At 62.4% G+C, this 13,750-nt stretch carries 12 protein-coding genes and 2 pseudogenes; 10 read left to right on the forward strand and 4 right to left on the reverse strand.

The genetic code is table 11. The annotated features are described in order from the left end of the window. Positions 1–509: 509 nt before the first annotated feature. The 3 genes from JQ635_RS25835 to JQ635_RS25845 form a co-directional block, all read right to left on the reverse strand. Positions 510–2,180 (reverse strand): CocE/NonD family hydrolase, encoded by a 1,671-nt coding sequence (locus JQ635_RS25835; RefSeq protein WP_211412591.1) that lies wholly within the window; start codon positions 2,178–2,180, stop codon positions 510–512. Between the two features lie 77 nt (positions 2,181–2,257). Beyond that, complete coding sequence (locus JQ635_RS25840) at positions 2,258–3,064, reverse strand: creatininase family protein (protein ID WP_211412592.1); 807 nt, start codon at positions 3,062–3,064, stop codon at positions 2,258–2,260. 191 nt (positions 3,065–3,255) lie between these two features. Continuing rightward, positions 3,256–4,158, reverse strand: coding sequence for a LysR family transcriptional regulator (locus JQ635_RS25845; protein ID WP_211412593.1), 903 nt, complete (start codon positions 4,156–4,158; stop codon positions 3,256–3,258). Positions 4,159–4,300: 142 nt separating this feature from the next. Between JQ635_RS25845 and JQ635_RS25850 the strand changes: the two genes are divergently transcribed. The 10 genes and pseudogenes from JQ635_RS25850 to JQ635_RS25895 all read left to right on the forward strand — a co-directional run bounded on the left by JQ635_RS25850 (position 4,301) and on the right by JQ635_RS25895 (position 13,226). Beyond that, positions 4,301–4,720, forward strand: coding sequence for a cupin domain-containing protein (locus JQ635_RS25850; protein ID WP_211412594.1), 420 nt, complete (start codon positions 4,301–4,303; stop codon positions 4,718–4,720). A gap of 3 nt (positions 4,721–4,723) precedes the next feature. Continuing rightward, on the forward strand, positions 4,724–5,545 hold the full coding sequence (locus JQ635_RS25855; protein WP_211412595.1) for a cysteine hydrolase family protein: 822 nt from the start codon (positions 4,724–4,726) through the stop codon (positions 5,543–5,545). Next, on the forward strand, positions 5,535–6,893 hold the full coding sequence (locus JQ635_RS25860; RefSeq protein WP_211412596.1) for an FAD-binding oxidoreductase: 1,359 nt from the start codon (positions 5,535–5,537) through the stop codon (positions 6,891–6,893). The genes JQ635_RS25855 and JQ635_RS25860 overlap by 11 nt, the downstream gene beginning before the upstream one ends. Before the next feature lie 3 nt (positions 6,894–6,896). Next, positions 6,897–7,481, forward strand: a complete 585-nt coding sequence (locus JQ635_RS25865) for an NAD(P)H-dependent oxidoreductase (protein WP_211412597.1) — start codon at positions 6,897–6,899, stop codon at positions 7,479–7,481. A 6-nt stretch (positions 7,482–7,487) separates the two neighbouring features. Continuing rightward, positions 7,488–7,772 (forward strand): annotated as a pseudogene (locus JQ635_RS25870) (hypothetical protein); the annotation flags it as partial. A gap of 394 nt (positions 7,773–8,166) precedes the next feature. After that, positions 8,167–9,162 carry an ABC transporter substrate-binding protein gene (locus JQ635_RS25875; RefSeq protein WP_211412598.1) on the forward strand — a complete coding sequence of 332 codons (996 nt, stop codon included), beginning with the start codon at positions 8,167–8,169 and terminating at the stop codon, positions 9,160–9,162. Between the two features lie 11 nt (positions 9,163–9,173). After that, positions 9,174–10,028, forward strand: a complete 855-nt coding sequence (locus JQ635_RS25880; RefSeq protein WP_211412599.1) for an ABC transporter ATP-binding protein — start codon at positions 9,174–9,176, stop codon at positions 10,026–10,028. After that, positions 10,025–10,825: an ABC transporter permease gene (locus JQ635_RS25885; protein WP_211412600.1), complete on the forward strand. Its 801-nt coding sequence runs from the start codon at positions 10,025–10,027 to the stop codon at positions 10,823–10,825. The genes JQ635_RS25880 and JQ635_RS25885 overlap by 4 nt, the downstream gene beginning before the upstream one ends. Continuing rightward, positions 10,822–12,183 carry an amidohydrolase family protein gene (locus JQ635_RS25890; RefSeq protein WP_211412601.1) on the forward strand — a complete coding sequence of 454 codons (1,362 nt, stop codon included), beginning with the start codon at positions 10,822–10,824 and terminating at the stop codon, positions 12,181–12,183. Before JQ635_RS25885 ends, JQ635_RS25890 begins: the two co-directional genes overlap by 4 nt. 17 nt (positions 12,184–12,200) lie before the next feature. Continuing rightward, positions 12,201–13,226, forward strand: coding sequence for an aromatic ring-hydroxylating oxygenase subunit alpha (locus tag JQ635_RS25895; RefSeq protein ID WP_211412602.1), 1,026 nt, complete (start codon positions 12,201–12,203; stop codon positions 13,224–13,226). A 244-nt stretch (positions 13,227–13,470) separates the two neighbouring features. On the opposite strand, the pseudogene JQ635_RS25900 reads toward JQ635_RS25895, so the two are convergent. Further along, positions 13,471–13,695 (reverse strand): annotated as a pseudogene (locus tag JQ635_RS25900) (methylisocitrate lyase); the annotation flags it as partial. Positions 13,696–13,750: the final 55 nt, after the last annotated feature.

Consider the following 13,750-nt stretch of genomic DNA (forward strand, 5'->3'; position numbering starts at 1 on the left):
AGCTGCGAAATAGATCGAGGATGGTCCGCACTCTCGCCGGTGCAGCACGGTGAGATCGGTCATCCGCGGGTACGACGCCAGTTAAGCAGACGCCCTCGACGCTGAAGCCCGCGAGCGCGTCGGCGCAGTTCGCCCTGATTTGCCGGGACTGATCCTGCGTGGAGGGCTGTTTTTCATTTGGAAACGACTGCCAACCTGTTGAAATTGCTGGAGCATGTTTTCGCCGTTTTTCCCAAATGCGCCTTGAAATCGTTGAATAATCGAACTGATTTTGATTCCGCCATTCGGAGGTTCGATCCCTCCCACCCCAGCCAGATGCGCGCGCGACAAGAGAGCCAAACTGCCCATCAAGAAGGCCGAGGCGATCTTCCGGACACCTCCCTTTAACAATTGCGCAGCGTGGGATCGGCTGGCGACCGGCGGCCTTTCAGGGGCGATGAGCCAATGCCAACGATCTAAAGCCCGTGAGAGCGTCGGCATCAATTTCGTGGGCGTGCCGACGCTTGGAACTAGGTGGGCCGGATCTCCGAGCCGAATCCGACAGGCAGCCGGAGCAGTGATGCTCGGGACGGACCGTGCCAGACCGCAATCGTGGTCACGACGGCATGCGTCTTTGGGGTGCTCACCGGATCTTCGCCCGTTCCCGGATTGACGGGATACGCCGGATAATCCGCCCCCGCGACGGAGAGGCGGAGCCGCTCACCCTTCTTGAGCGTTGCGCACGTGGTGGCAAGCTTCAGCTTGTATCGGCCAGCCGTCGCAGCGCGATGGTGCGCGTATCCGCTCGAGATCTGAAGGACCCGTTCGTCAGGAGTGACGAGTGAAAGGATGCAGCAAAGGTCGAAGCTCGGACGGTCGCAGCTAAGCTCGAGCTCGACCTCGGGTTCGCCGACCACCTCGACGGCGTCAGCAAGCGCTTCCGTCGTGAAGGTCAGGACGTCGCCGCGTTCATCGGCGACCCGGCGGTCCACTGGCCCCGTCGGAGCGCCGTAGTAACCGCCAACGGTAGGCGCCGGTCGCCAGGGATCGTGCACGATGTGCTCGACATCCACCTCCGGGCCCGACTGAAGACCGAGAGTGCCGTCCTGTACATCCAGCGAGGCTCGACCCGTGCCACCGAGGAACAATTTCTGCGTGTTTGCCGGCAGATCCTGATACTGCCGCCACTTTTTCAAACCCATATCGAACAACTCGATCCGCTTGCCTCCGACTTGGCTCGGCGAACCCTTCAGGACGCGGTCGAAGAACCGGATGTGATCGATGTCGATATTGCGTTCTGCTTCTACCCCGAAGTCGACCGAGCCCACTTTCCGGGTCCACGGAAAATGGATCCATGGCCCGACGATGAGCTTGGTGTCATCGCAGCTGCTTGCAACAGCCCGGAAGGACTCGATCGTGGCCGGCAGAAATGGGTCAAACCATCCGCCAACGAACAGTATTGGCAGACGCCGGGCGCGGATGGCGTCCACATGCGTCACAGGCGAAATGCGGTCCCAATACGGGGAATCGGGCGGCGTCTCGAGCCAGTCCATGACGTGCGAGTAATGCCGGTATTTTTGAAGCAGCTGTGGCATTGCTGCGACGGGGCCGGTGAGCGGCAGATTGGCCCCAGCGGCTTGCAAAGCGCTGAATGCCTCGTCGTCACCGGCGCGTCGAGCCGCCTCCGCAGTAATCTGAATGCCCCAGCCGATCATGTGCTTCATCTGCAAGGCGCCGTTCTCATAGGCCCAGTGTGCAGGATTCCATGGTCCCATCACCGGCGCGAGGGCCTTCAACGACGGGCAGTCTCCAGCAGCCGCAAGCAGTTGATTGTAGGCTTGATAGGAGAAGCCATACATCGCGACGTCGCCGTTCGCACCATCGAGACGCGCTGCCCATTCGATCGCCTCGGCACCGTCCTCAATCTCGGTTTCGCCTGGGCGGAATGTGCCTTCCGAGGTGCCGCGTCCTCTGACGTCCTGCACCACGACGATATAGCCATGGGAAGCGTACCACGCCGGGTGCGCGTAACAGATGCTGCATGCGATGCGCCTGCTGTAGGCCTGGCGCTGAAGCAGAACCGGATAGGAGCCCGGCGCGGCCGGACGGTAAACGTCGGCATCGAGCCGTGTGCCGTCCTTCAGCGTCATGGTCTCGATTTGCGGGGGCAGGACGGGCAGGCGGAGCGATTTTGCTGACATCTAGGGAAGCTTTATCGTGAATTCATTCAAAGGCGCGGCGTGTCGAAAATTCCAGTTCGCCGTATCATCGGAGTCGGCTAATCCGCTGCCGATTTGATCCGGGACATGGGATACCGCTCGACCTCCTTGATCAGCTTGATCAAGCGTCTGGCCGCGCGTTCGACAGCCGTGCGGCCGCGCTCGGCATCAGCGAGAGCGGCGTTGCCGCAGGCTCCCTTGGGGTTGATGTCCTGCATTTGCCAACCGAATCCAACCGGACCTTCCGGCATCAGGATCTCGCATTCAGTCTCCAGCGTCTGGGAGAGAGACCTGAAATCCTCCGCCAGCGCCATGTCCACGAGTTCGGGATGCAGATGGCGCATCACGCTGGTCTCGATCTCTCCAGCGTGGATTCCATGCTTGCGTTCGGCCGCATTGAAAAGGTCCGACAGGTCCGTGAAGCGCGACCATTGCGAGGAGACGGCCAACATGCCGAGCCTGACGCGGAGCTCGCGGCAGACGATCTCCATGACCTGCGGCTGCCCGCCATGGGAGTTGACGAAGACGACTTTGCGGACCCCGGCCCGGTGAACGCTCTCGCAGACCTCGTACCAGACGCGGCCCAAGGTTTCCGCCGAGAGCGTCAGCGTGCCGGGAAACGCAGAATGCTCGTTCGACTTGCCGATCGACATCGTTGGCAGGATGAGGGCCGGGAAATCGTCCGCCATCTGCGCAGCTGCGTGCTGGATGATGCCTTCGACGATCGCCGTATCGACGCGAACCGGCAGATGAGGCCCGTGCTGCTCGACGGCGCCGACCGGCAGCACGGCGACGATCCTGCTCATATCAAGCTGACGGAAATCCTCGGCCGACAGGTCCCACCACCAATGCGACTTCAGTTTCATCTCGGTTGCCTTGGCCCGAATTAGCGGAAAGCCGGCAAGGCTTCGTCGCCCAGCGGCCTGGCAATCATTGTTGGGCATCCGCGGAAGCATGAAAAGTGCTTAATTTCGTCTGTTGTGTTGCCCTTTTGGCAACGCGCTCCGCGCGGGCCGTGACGACGGCTGTGATGATCGTCGCTGTCGTCTTCGCCGGCTCAGCTGGTGACCTCGCGGATCATCGCCTTCAGCAGCTCCGCAAGCACGCTCGCGATCGCGCTGGTGCCCCGGACATGGCCGATCAGCATCAACGCCTGCGCGTCCTGCGCAAGCTCGCGAACGGGAACGTAGGTGAGCCGCCCGGCACGCCGCTCGGATTCCACGTCGAAGGGGGTCAGGAAGGTGATGCCATCGTTCAGGATGACCGCGTGCCGCATGATCTCGATCGAATTGGTTTCGATCGCCGGCTGCAGGTCGATCGCGACGCGGGCGAAAGCCGCCTCCAGATAGGGCCGGATCGCACTCGTGCTGTCGGCGATGACGAGCGGGTAGTCGATGCAATCGCTGAGACGGACGTTGCTTCGCTTTGCCAATGGATGGTTTGGGGTCATCACCGCGCCGAGCCGGCCCACGGCGCGCGCGAGGACCTTCAGATTGCTGTCCTTGCCGAAATCAAACCCGATCCCGAGATCGGCCTCGCCGCTGGCAACGGCAACCTGAATTTCCGCTCCCGTATTGAAGAGCGTCAGGTTGAGCTTGACGCGCGGATTGGCCGCTCGAAACTCCTTGACCTTGTTCGGGACGAGGTTGGAGGCGAGGCCGCTCATCATCGCCAATGTGATTTCGCCGCGTCGCAGGCCCTTCAATTCCTCGATCTTGACCTGGGTGCGGGTCAGCTCCTTGAGCGTCTGGCGGACATGTCCGATCAGGACCTCCCCTGCGGCCGTCAGGATCAGCTTCTTCGGAAGACGCTGGAAGATCGGCGTTCCCAACTGCGTTTCGAGTGCGAGAATCTGGCGGCTGATTGCTGACGCTGCGACATTGAGACGGTCTGCCGCCTTGCGGATCGAGCCGGTGCGGGCAACCTCGTCAATGTAATTCAACAGCCGGCTGTGAAGCATGGTCCTGGCCCGATCAATTTCCGCAGGATGGTGGTTCGTTGCCGAAAAGGCAACAGGTCTGTCGAATTAAAGCGCTTTGAGGCGATGCGTTGTCATGCGACATCCGTCATGACGAGAGTGCACGGTCCGAGGAAAATGATCCATGTCGTTCAGCGTCGCCGATCTCACGCATGCGAAAGTCTTTCGCATCTCGCCGAAGGACACCAACTATTTCGTCGTCCTGTTCGACCAGGTGACGGATCGGATCGGCAACATCTTCGTCATCGAAATCTTCCAGCCCGGTGGGGCGACGCCACCCAACGAGCACGCCGCGGCGCATGAATTCTTTCATGTGCTGCACGGCGTCGGTGTCGCGCGCTGCGACGGCAAGACCCTGCCGATCAAGAAGGGCGATTCGCTTTTGCTGCACCCGGGCTCCGAGCACGTCATCGAGAACACGGGGCCGGGCAAGCTCTACACGCTCACCGTGATGACGCCGAACGAAGGCTTTTCCGAGCTGATCCGCAGCGGTGAGCCGGTCGCGCTCGATGCTGAGGACATGCGCGTCCTGCAAGGGCTCTGATCGATGGGCGTCATATCATCCGATCCCGCCGTGAACGAAGGCCTGCTGCCGCTGGGCTCGAGCCGTGCGAACTGCTGGATGGTCGCGGAGGGGCGCGCCAGTCTCGTGCGCCAGTCGGTCCTGCCGCGACCGGCGACGGTCCAGGCTCACGGCAAGCTTGTCACGTTCGACCTCGCCCGCACCGCGCTCGTCATCGTCGATATGCAGAACGACTTCTGCCATCCCAGGGGGTGGCTTGCGCATATCGGCGTGGACGTCGCGCCGGCGCGGCGACCGATCGCGCCGTTACGGCGATTGCTGCCGCTGCTGCGCGGCTGCGAGGTGCCGATCATCTGGCTCAATTGGGGCAACCGGCCCGACCGGCTCAATCTCAGCCCGTCGCTGCTGCATGTGTACAATCCGACCGGCGCCGGCATCGGCCTCGGCGACGCGCTGCCGGGCTCGGGCGCGAAAGTGCTGGAGCGAGGCAGCTGGTCGGCGGCGATCGTCGATGAGCTGCCGACGGAGCCGACGGACATTCACGTCGCCAAGTACCGGATGTCCGGCTTCCAGGATACCGAGCTCGACAGCATTCTTCGCAATCTCGGCGTGAACACCTTGATGTTTGCGGGGGTCAACGCCGATCAGTGCGTGCTCTGCACGCTCCAGGACGCGAATTTCCGCGGCTACGATTGCCTGCTCCTGGAGGATTGCACGGCCACGACGTCACCCGACTATTGCATGGCCGCGACCATCTACAACGTCAACCAGTGCTTCGGCTTCGTCATCGGCTCCGAAGCGATCGCGGCGGAGCTCGTGCATCGAAGGGGGGCCAATGGTGACTGATCTCGCATCTGATGCGCTGGACCGGCTGATCGCCGATCTCGGCGACATTCCGGTGGTGACCGAGCAGAAGGTCGTGCGCCGTCGCTCGCGCGACTTCTTCTGGTATAGCCCCATCCTCAATGCACAGCTCGACGGCAAGTCTGCCGACTTGATCGTGCTGCCGCGTAACGAGGACGACGTCATTCGGATTGCGTCCGTTTGCGCGCGCCATCGTGTGCCGCTGACCGTGCGCGGAGGCGGCACCGGCAATTACGGACAGGCCGTGCCGCTCGAGGGCGGCGTGCTTCTCGACATCTCACAGCTCGAAAGTATCGAGTGGATCAAATCCGGCGTCGTTCGGGTCGGCGCGGGCGCAAAGATGAGCGCGATCGATGCCGCCGCGCAGGCTGAGGGGTGGGAGCTGCGGCTGCATCCCTCGACCAAGCGCATGGCGACGATCGGCGGTTTCGTCGCGGGCGGGTCGGGTGGCATCGGTTCCGTAACCTATGGCGGCCTGCGGGAGCCGGGCAACATTCTGGCAGCGCGGATCGTGACCCTCGAAGAGAAGCCGCGCGTGCTCGAACTGCGCGGAGATGCGGCGCAAAAGGTCAATCGCGCCTATGGTACCACCGGCATCATCACGGCACTGGAAATGCCGCTGGCGCCTGCCTGGAACTGGATCGACGTCATCGTCGCCTTCGACGATTTCATGGAGGCCGCGGCATTCGGATACGAGGTAGCGCTGGCCGACGGGATCGTGAAAAAGGTTCTCTCGCCGGTCACCTGGCCTTTGCCTTCCTATTTCGGGGCGATGAAGCTGCATTGCCCCGAGGGAAAGAGCGTGTTGATGGCGATGATCGCCGAGCCGTCTCTCGAGAGTTTCAGGTCGCTTCTCGGTGGCCGCGGCACGATCACGCTGGAGACACCGACCGACGAGAGCCCGAGCCGGGTCCCGCTGTACGAATATTGCTGGAATCACACCACGCTCCAGGTTCTGAAGAGCGACCGGTCGGTGACCTATCTGCAATGCCTCTATCCGCACGATCGCGTCCTGGAAAAGGTCGCCGAGATGCGCGAGCTATTTCCGGACGAGGTCATGCTGCACCTCGAATTCATCCGCTTCGGCGGCCGCGTCACCTGCAGCAGCCTGCCGGTCATCCGCTACACGGATGCGGATCGCCTGAACGAGATCATACGTCTGCACGAGGAGCGCGGCGTCTTCATCGCCAATCCGCACGTCTTCACGATCGAGGACGGCAGCCGCTACAAGCGTGCCGATGCGGATCAGCTCGGCTTCAAGCATGAGGTCGATCCGCATGGCCTGCTCAATCCCGGCAAGATGCGGAGCTTCGTCAGCACGAGGGGATGAGCGATGCGCGTCCTCTACGTGTATTGCCACCCGCTTGCCGACAGCTTTCACGCGGCCATTCGGAGCGAGGCGTTGGCCGGGCTCGCCGAGGCCGGGCATACGGTCGATCTGCTCGATCTCTATGCCGAGGGATTTGATCCCGTCCTGAGTGCGGAGCGCCGCCGCGACTATCATGATCCCGTGCGGAACCGGCGCAATAGCGAGGCTTATGTCGCGCGCCTGATGGCGGCGAATGCTCTGGTCGTGCAGTTTCCGACCTGGTCGTTCGGGCCGCCGGCGATGCTCAAGGGCTGGTTCGACCGTATGTTCGGTCCGGGCATCGCGCTCGACCTGTCCGATCCCGGCCATGCGAAGCCGATGCTGCAACACATCGAGCGCATCACGGGCATTGCAACCTATGGCCGGCCGCGATGGCAGGCGATCGGCATGGCCGATCCGCCGCGCAAGATCATCAAGCGATATTTGCCGTGGTTCACCGGCGGCAAGGCGCGCGTGCGCTATTACGCGCTCTATCACATGAATGTCGCCGCCGCGGGCAAACGCGCCCGCTTCCTTGCCAAGCTGCGGCGGGACATGGGGCGGTTCTAGCCGCGCCGCGCCGCCTGGCAAGGGTCGAAAGGCTACGAGAAGAATCCGGTCGTCAGCACGCCCACCGTGGTGACATTGAACTCCGAACCCATTCGACTGACGTTCGATGCCAGCAAGGCACTCTGGGGACCGCGATACGCCCACTTCGTCGATCTCTGGGTTGCCTACCGCTATTGGCAGAACAAATTCGGCCTCGATCACAATCGAAGTGCAAGCTGTCTGTTCAAGGGCACCAGCAACAACAGCTGCACGGAAGAGACGGTTTATGCCGGCGTGACCATGAAGTTCTGACGGGCTCAAGGCCGGGTACCGGTTGGTCACCGGTACCCGGAGCGCCTCTTTTTCGTGGCGACCTTGTGCCTCGTTTTTCGTGGCAGATTGCCCACGAAACCAGCATCGCTGCGAAGGCAATAGAGCGCCTGGAACCTTCGCTTCCTTCCGCCAAGTCCATGGTCGGTTCGGCTTAACGGGCGCCGGCCTGCAAGCCAAAGGCGCCCATGAGGTCTGCTCCATCGGAATGAGACCAACCCGCTTGCACAGCAAAGCGGCGTTGCCAGAAAGGCAACGGATTGCTCGAATCTAAATGCTTTGAGGTGACAGCCTGCCCATGCATCCTCACGCTCGGAAAGTCTCGCAGCGCATTGCTCGCCGGCCGATGGCGGCGAGCTGCAGAAGGGCACCCAGCATGGCCATGAAGAATCTGTCCCGAATGATCGCAGCCGGTCTGTTGGCGGGTGCGGCACTGGTCGCATCCCTCGCTCCGGCGCAGGCCGCCGACAAGGTCACGTTCCTGACGAACTGGTTCGCACAAGCTGAACATGGCGGCTTCTACCAGGCCAAGGCGACGGGGCTCTACGAAAAAGCCGGGCTCGATGTCACGATCAAGATGGGCGGCCCCCAGGTGAACGGCTCGCAGCTTCTGCTCGCGGGCGATACCGATTTCATGATGGGCTACGACATCCAGGTTCTCAAGGGCCGCGAGCAGAACCTGCCGCTCGTGACGGTCGCTTCCTCGTTCCAGTTCGACTTGCAGGGCATCATGGTCCATGACGATGTGGCGGACCTCGCCGCACTTAAGGGTCGGCCGATTCTGATTGCCGGATCGTCGCGGACGACATTCTGGCCCTGGCTGCGGACCAAATACGGCTACACCGACGACCAGATCCGCCCCTATACCTTTAACCTGCAGCCTTTCTTCGCCGACAAGACCGTCGCGCAGCAGGCCTATCCGTCTTCCGAGCCGTATCAGGCCGAGCAGCAGCAGGAGAAAGTCAAGTTCTTCCTGCTCGCGGACGGAGGCTATCCGCCCTATGGGTCCACGATCGTCACCACCGAGAAGATGATTGCCGACAAGCCCGGTGTGGTGGAGCGCTTCGTCAAAGCCTCGCTGGAGGGCTGGTACGACTACATGAAAAATCCTGCGCCCGGAAATGAGCTGATCAAGGCCGCCAATCCCAAGATGACTGATGGCCAGCTCGCCTTTGCCCTCGACCGATTGAAAGACATGAAGGCCATCGACCGCGGCGATGCTGCAACGCTGGGCGTCGGCATCATCACGGCCGACCGATACAGGCAAACCTATGATTTCCTGGTCGCGGGCGACCTGCTCGACTCCAAGGTGGACTGGCGGAAATCGTTCGACGACCGGTTCGTCAAGAACCTGAAGGTCGGGCTGAAATAAGGGATGCTGACATGACGGTGCTGTTGCCCGTTGAGCCGTTCGACGAGGGGGCAAGGCAGATGACGACAGCTGTTGACCGGCCGCCGGCCGTCGAGGTCCTGTCCGCCGAGAAGGTCTTTGCCAACGGTGCGCGCGGCCTGGCGCCGATCGATCTTGCCATCGCCGAGGGCGAATTCCTGACCCTGATCGGTCCATCCGGTTGCGGCAAGAGCACGCTTCTCAAGCTGATCGCCAATCTCATCGAGCCTTCGGATGGCCGCCTGTTGTGGTGGCGCGGCGATTTCGGCCAGGTGGGACAGGAGGGCAGGCGTCTCGCATTCGTGTTCCAGGAGCCGACATTGATGCCCTGGTCCCGGGTCGAGGCCAATGTCCGCCTGCCGCTCGAGTTCGCGAACATGCCGCGGGCCACGGCGGATCCGAAAGTCGCCGATGCCATTGCGCGCGTCGGTCTGTCGGCATTCAACCGGCATTTCCCAAGGCAATTGTCCGGTGGAATGAAGATGCGCGTCTCCATCGCGCGTGCTCTGGTCACGAGCCCCAATCTCCTGTTGATGGACGAGCCGTTCGGCGCGCTCGACGAGTTCACGCGCAACAGGCTCGACGATGATCTCGTCAACCTGTCCTGGGAGCGCAAGCTGACGACGGCGTTCGTCACTCATTCGATCTACGAGGCCGTGTTCCTCTCGACGCGCATCGTCGTGATGGCTGCGAACCCCGGCCGCATCTTCCGTATCATGACCATCGATCATCCGCAGCCACGTGATCAGGCATTCCGCGATAGCCCGAAATTTGCGGCCTATTGTCGTGAATTGTCGACGTGGCTGGCCGAGGCGTCTCTGCAATCCGTCGGGGGAGGAGAAGAGTGAAGCCGCTGTTCGAGTCCGAAGTTTTCGTGCGGATCGCAGCCCCGCTTGCGGTCGGGGTCGTTCTGTTCGCCGTCTGGGAGATCGGGTTTCGGCTCGCCTCCGTGCCCGTCTATCTGTTTCCGAAGCCGAGCGACATCTTCACAAGCTTCGTGCAGCACGGCCCCTCGCTGTTCCGCGCGCTGCTCGTGACCTTGCGCGTGACGTTGCAGGCGTTCGTGGCGGCCGTGATTCTCGGCACGCTGATCGCCTTCGTGTTCGTGCAGAGCCGGGCGATCGAGATCAGCCTGTTTCCTTACGCTGTGCTTCTTCAGGTGACGCCGGTGGTCGCGATCGCGCCGCTCATCATCATCCTGGTGAAGAACACGCAGTTGTCGCTGACCATCTGCGCCACGCTGGTGGCGCTGTTTCCGATCATCTCGAACACGACGCTTGGCCTGCGCAGCGTCGACCCCGGACTTGCGAGCTTCTTTCGGATGAATCGCGCCAGCCGATTCAAGACGCTGGTCAAGCTGCGCATTCCCGGCGCTTTGCCTTATTTCTTCGGCGGTCTGCGGATATCGAGCGGCCTCGCGCTGATCGGCGCCGTTGTCGCTGAGTTCGTGGCGGGCACGGGCGGTCGTTCATCGGGGCTCGCTTACGAAATCCTGGATGCGGGGTTCTCCCTCGATATTCCCCGCATGTTTGCGGCGCTGTTCCTGATCACGTTGACCGGAGTGTTGCTGTTCGCCGCCATGGTCGCGGTGTCCCAACTGGCTCTGTCGAACTGGCATGACAGCGAGACCCGGGCCGAGACATGACGGCGCTTCTGATCGACAATGCCGCAGGCATATTCACCGGCCTGCCGGGCGCCGCGATGCGCACCACGGGCCAGATCCGGATACGTGACGGTGTGATCGCGGCAATCGGCGCCCTCGCGCCGGAACCGGGCGAGATCCGGCTCGATGCGCGGGGCGGCGTGATCTATCCGGGTCTGGTCTCGACGCATCATCACCTGTTCCAGAGCGTGCTGAAAGGGGTGGGCTCCGGGATCGACCTGCCGCTGGCCGGCTGGCTGCGCGCGGTGCCTTATCGGTTCTGGTCGAAATTCGACGAGGAGGCGCTCGCGGTCGCGGCTCGCATCGGGCTTTCGGAATTGCTGCTCTCGGGGACGACGACGGTCGCAGACCATCACTATCTCTTCAGCGACACCTTCCGGTTCGATCCGGCACAAGTCATCTTCGACGTCGCGCGAACCCTCGGTCTTCGTCTGGTGTTTTGCCGCGGCGGGGGCACCACGGCGCGCCACGTCGATACCGACAGGTTCGCAGCGATGCCGGTCGAAAGCCTCGATCGCATGCTCCAGTCGGTTGAGGCGTGCGCGCAACGCTTCCACGATGCCTCGCCGAATAGCCTGTCGCGGGTTGCGCTGGCGCCGACCACGCCGACATGGTCCCTCGATCCGGGCGAGCTGCGCGAGGTGATTGCAGCGGCACGGCGCATGGGAGTCCGGCTGCACAGCCATCTGTCGGAGACCGCCGACTATGTCGAGTTCTGCCTGTCCGTCCATGGCAAACGTCCGGTGCATTGGCTGGCGGATCACGATTGGCTCGGCCAGGACGTCTGGTTCGCGCATCTGGTGCATCTCGACGAGGAAGAGGTGCGGATTCTCGCGAGCACCGGCACCGGCATGGCCCATTGTCCTCAGTCCAACTGCCGCCTCGGCTCGGGCGTGGCGCCCGCCGATGTGATGGCGCGCCTCGGCGGAGCCGTCTCGCTCGGCGTCGACGGCGCCGCTTCCAACGAGGCGGCTGACATGCTCTGCGAGATGCATAGCGCCTGGCATACGCACCGCGCGGTCAAAGGCGCAGGCGCCGTGACCGCCGAGGACGTCGTGCATTGGGCAACCGCCGGCGGCGCCCGTGTGCTCGGCATGCCCCATGTCGGCACGCTCGCGCCCGGGCAACAGGCGGACATCGCCATCTTCAATCTCGACGAACCCCGGCATTTCGGCATGCACGATCCTTTGATCGCGCCGGTGACCTGCGGCGGTTCGGCAAAGCTTCGCTATCTCCTGATCGGCGGCCGGATCGTCGTCGAGGACGGAGCCATTCCGGGGCTCGATCTGCAAAAACTCAAGGCCGATGCCGCGCGGGCCGTTACACGCCTCGCCGCCTAGGACACGAGAGGAAGATCATGTTGAGCACCAAACAGCCCGTGTTGCGCCGGTTCTGGTATGCGTTGATGCCTGTCGACCATCTCAAGGATGGGCCGAAACCTTTCACGTTGCTCGGCGAGCCGATCGTCCTTTTCCTCGACGCCAACGGCGAGCCCGCCGCGCTCGAAGATCGGTGCTGCCATCGCACCGCGAAGCTGTCGAAGGGCTGGTGCAACAACGGCAACATCGTCTGCGGCTATCATGGCTGGGAATACGATCGCGACGGCAAGCTGGTGATGATCCCGCAATTCCCGTTCGAGCAGCCAGTACCCGAGGCCAAGGCGCGCTCCTTCCGCGCCAAGGCTCGCTACGGCTATGTCTGGATTGCGCTCGACGAGCCTTTGGCCGACATCCCCGAAATTCCCGAGGACGGCATGCCCGGCTATCGCCGCATCAACCAGTTCTACGACAAATGGGACACGGCGGCGCTACGGCTGATGGAAAACTCCTTCGACAATGCCCACTTCGCCTTCGTCCACAAAGGCACCTTTGGCGACATCAATCAGCCAAAGCCGGAGAAGTACGAGATCGTCGAGACCGAAGCCGGTTTCGACGCCGAGACCATCATCACGGTGCGAAATCCGCCCAATGCTCACCGGATCACCGGGACGAAAGAGCCGATGACCAGGCGGCATCAGCGCAACAAATGGTTCATGCCGTTCTGCCGGCGTCTCGACATGGAATATCCGTCCGGCATTCGGCACATCATCTTCAATTGTGCGACGCCGATCTCTGACGACCAGATCCAGGTCATCCAGCTGCTGTTCCGCAATGACAGTGAGGCGGATTGCTCGACGCAGGAGCTGATTGATTGGGACGCCGCGATCATTGCCGAAGATCGCGACATGCTGGAATCGACGGATCCGGACGCCATCGTCGATATGGGCCGCAAGATCGAGATGCACATGCCATCCGACCGTCCCGGAATGATCATGCGCAAGCGCCTGCTCGACCTCCTACGGCGGCATGGCGAGGAGGAGCGGCCGCGGGAGCATCAGGCGTAGGCCTCATCCTGAATGCGCGCGAGCTTTCTAAGATGGAGCGGGCGGTCGGGAATGGTGTTGTTTGGCGTGAAGCGGCCATATTTTGTCACCCTTGATCTTCTTGGCCACAACTAGCTCAAACTTCCCCATGATGGATTGGAGCGAAAGTTCGAGGTTTTCAATGGGTTAGAGCGCGGCGTGTGCACCGAGAGATCAAGGAAAATTTCATTATCTGCATCTGCAGCGGGCCGAAGCCCGGCGGCGATCATCTGTGTTGAGGCATACCGGCCGGAACGATCGTCTGCACGATCGATGAATCGAGGGCTTCGTAGGCGTGCAGACCGATTGTCGCGTAGAGCTCCGCGCGCGTCTGCATCCGCTCGACGACCTTGTGCGTACCGCCGTCACGCGCAATCGCCGCGTAAAGCTCGGCTTGAGCCTTGTTCGCCACGCGTAGCGAAGATACCGGCCAGATCACCATCGCATCGCCACGGAGGCCGCGCAGCGAATCTCCTTCCGCCATCAATCCCTATACTCGCGAGGAA

Source organism: Bradyrhizobium iriomotense, assembly GCF_018130765.1.
GTDB lineage: Bacteria > Pseudomonadota > Alphaproteobacteria > Rhizobiales > Xanthobacteraceae > Bradyrhizobium > Bradyrhizobium iriomotense_A.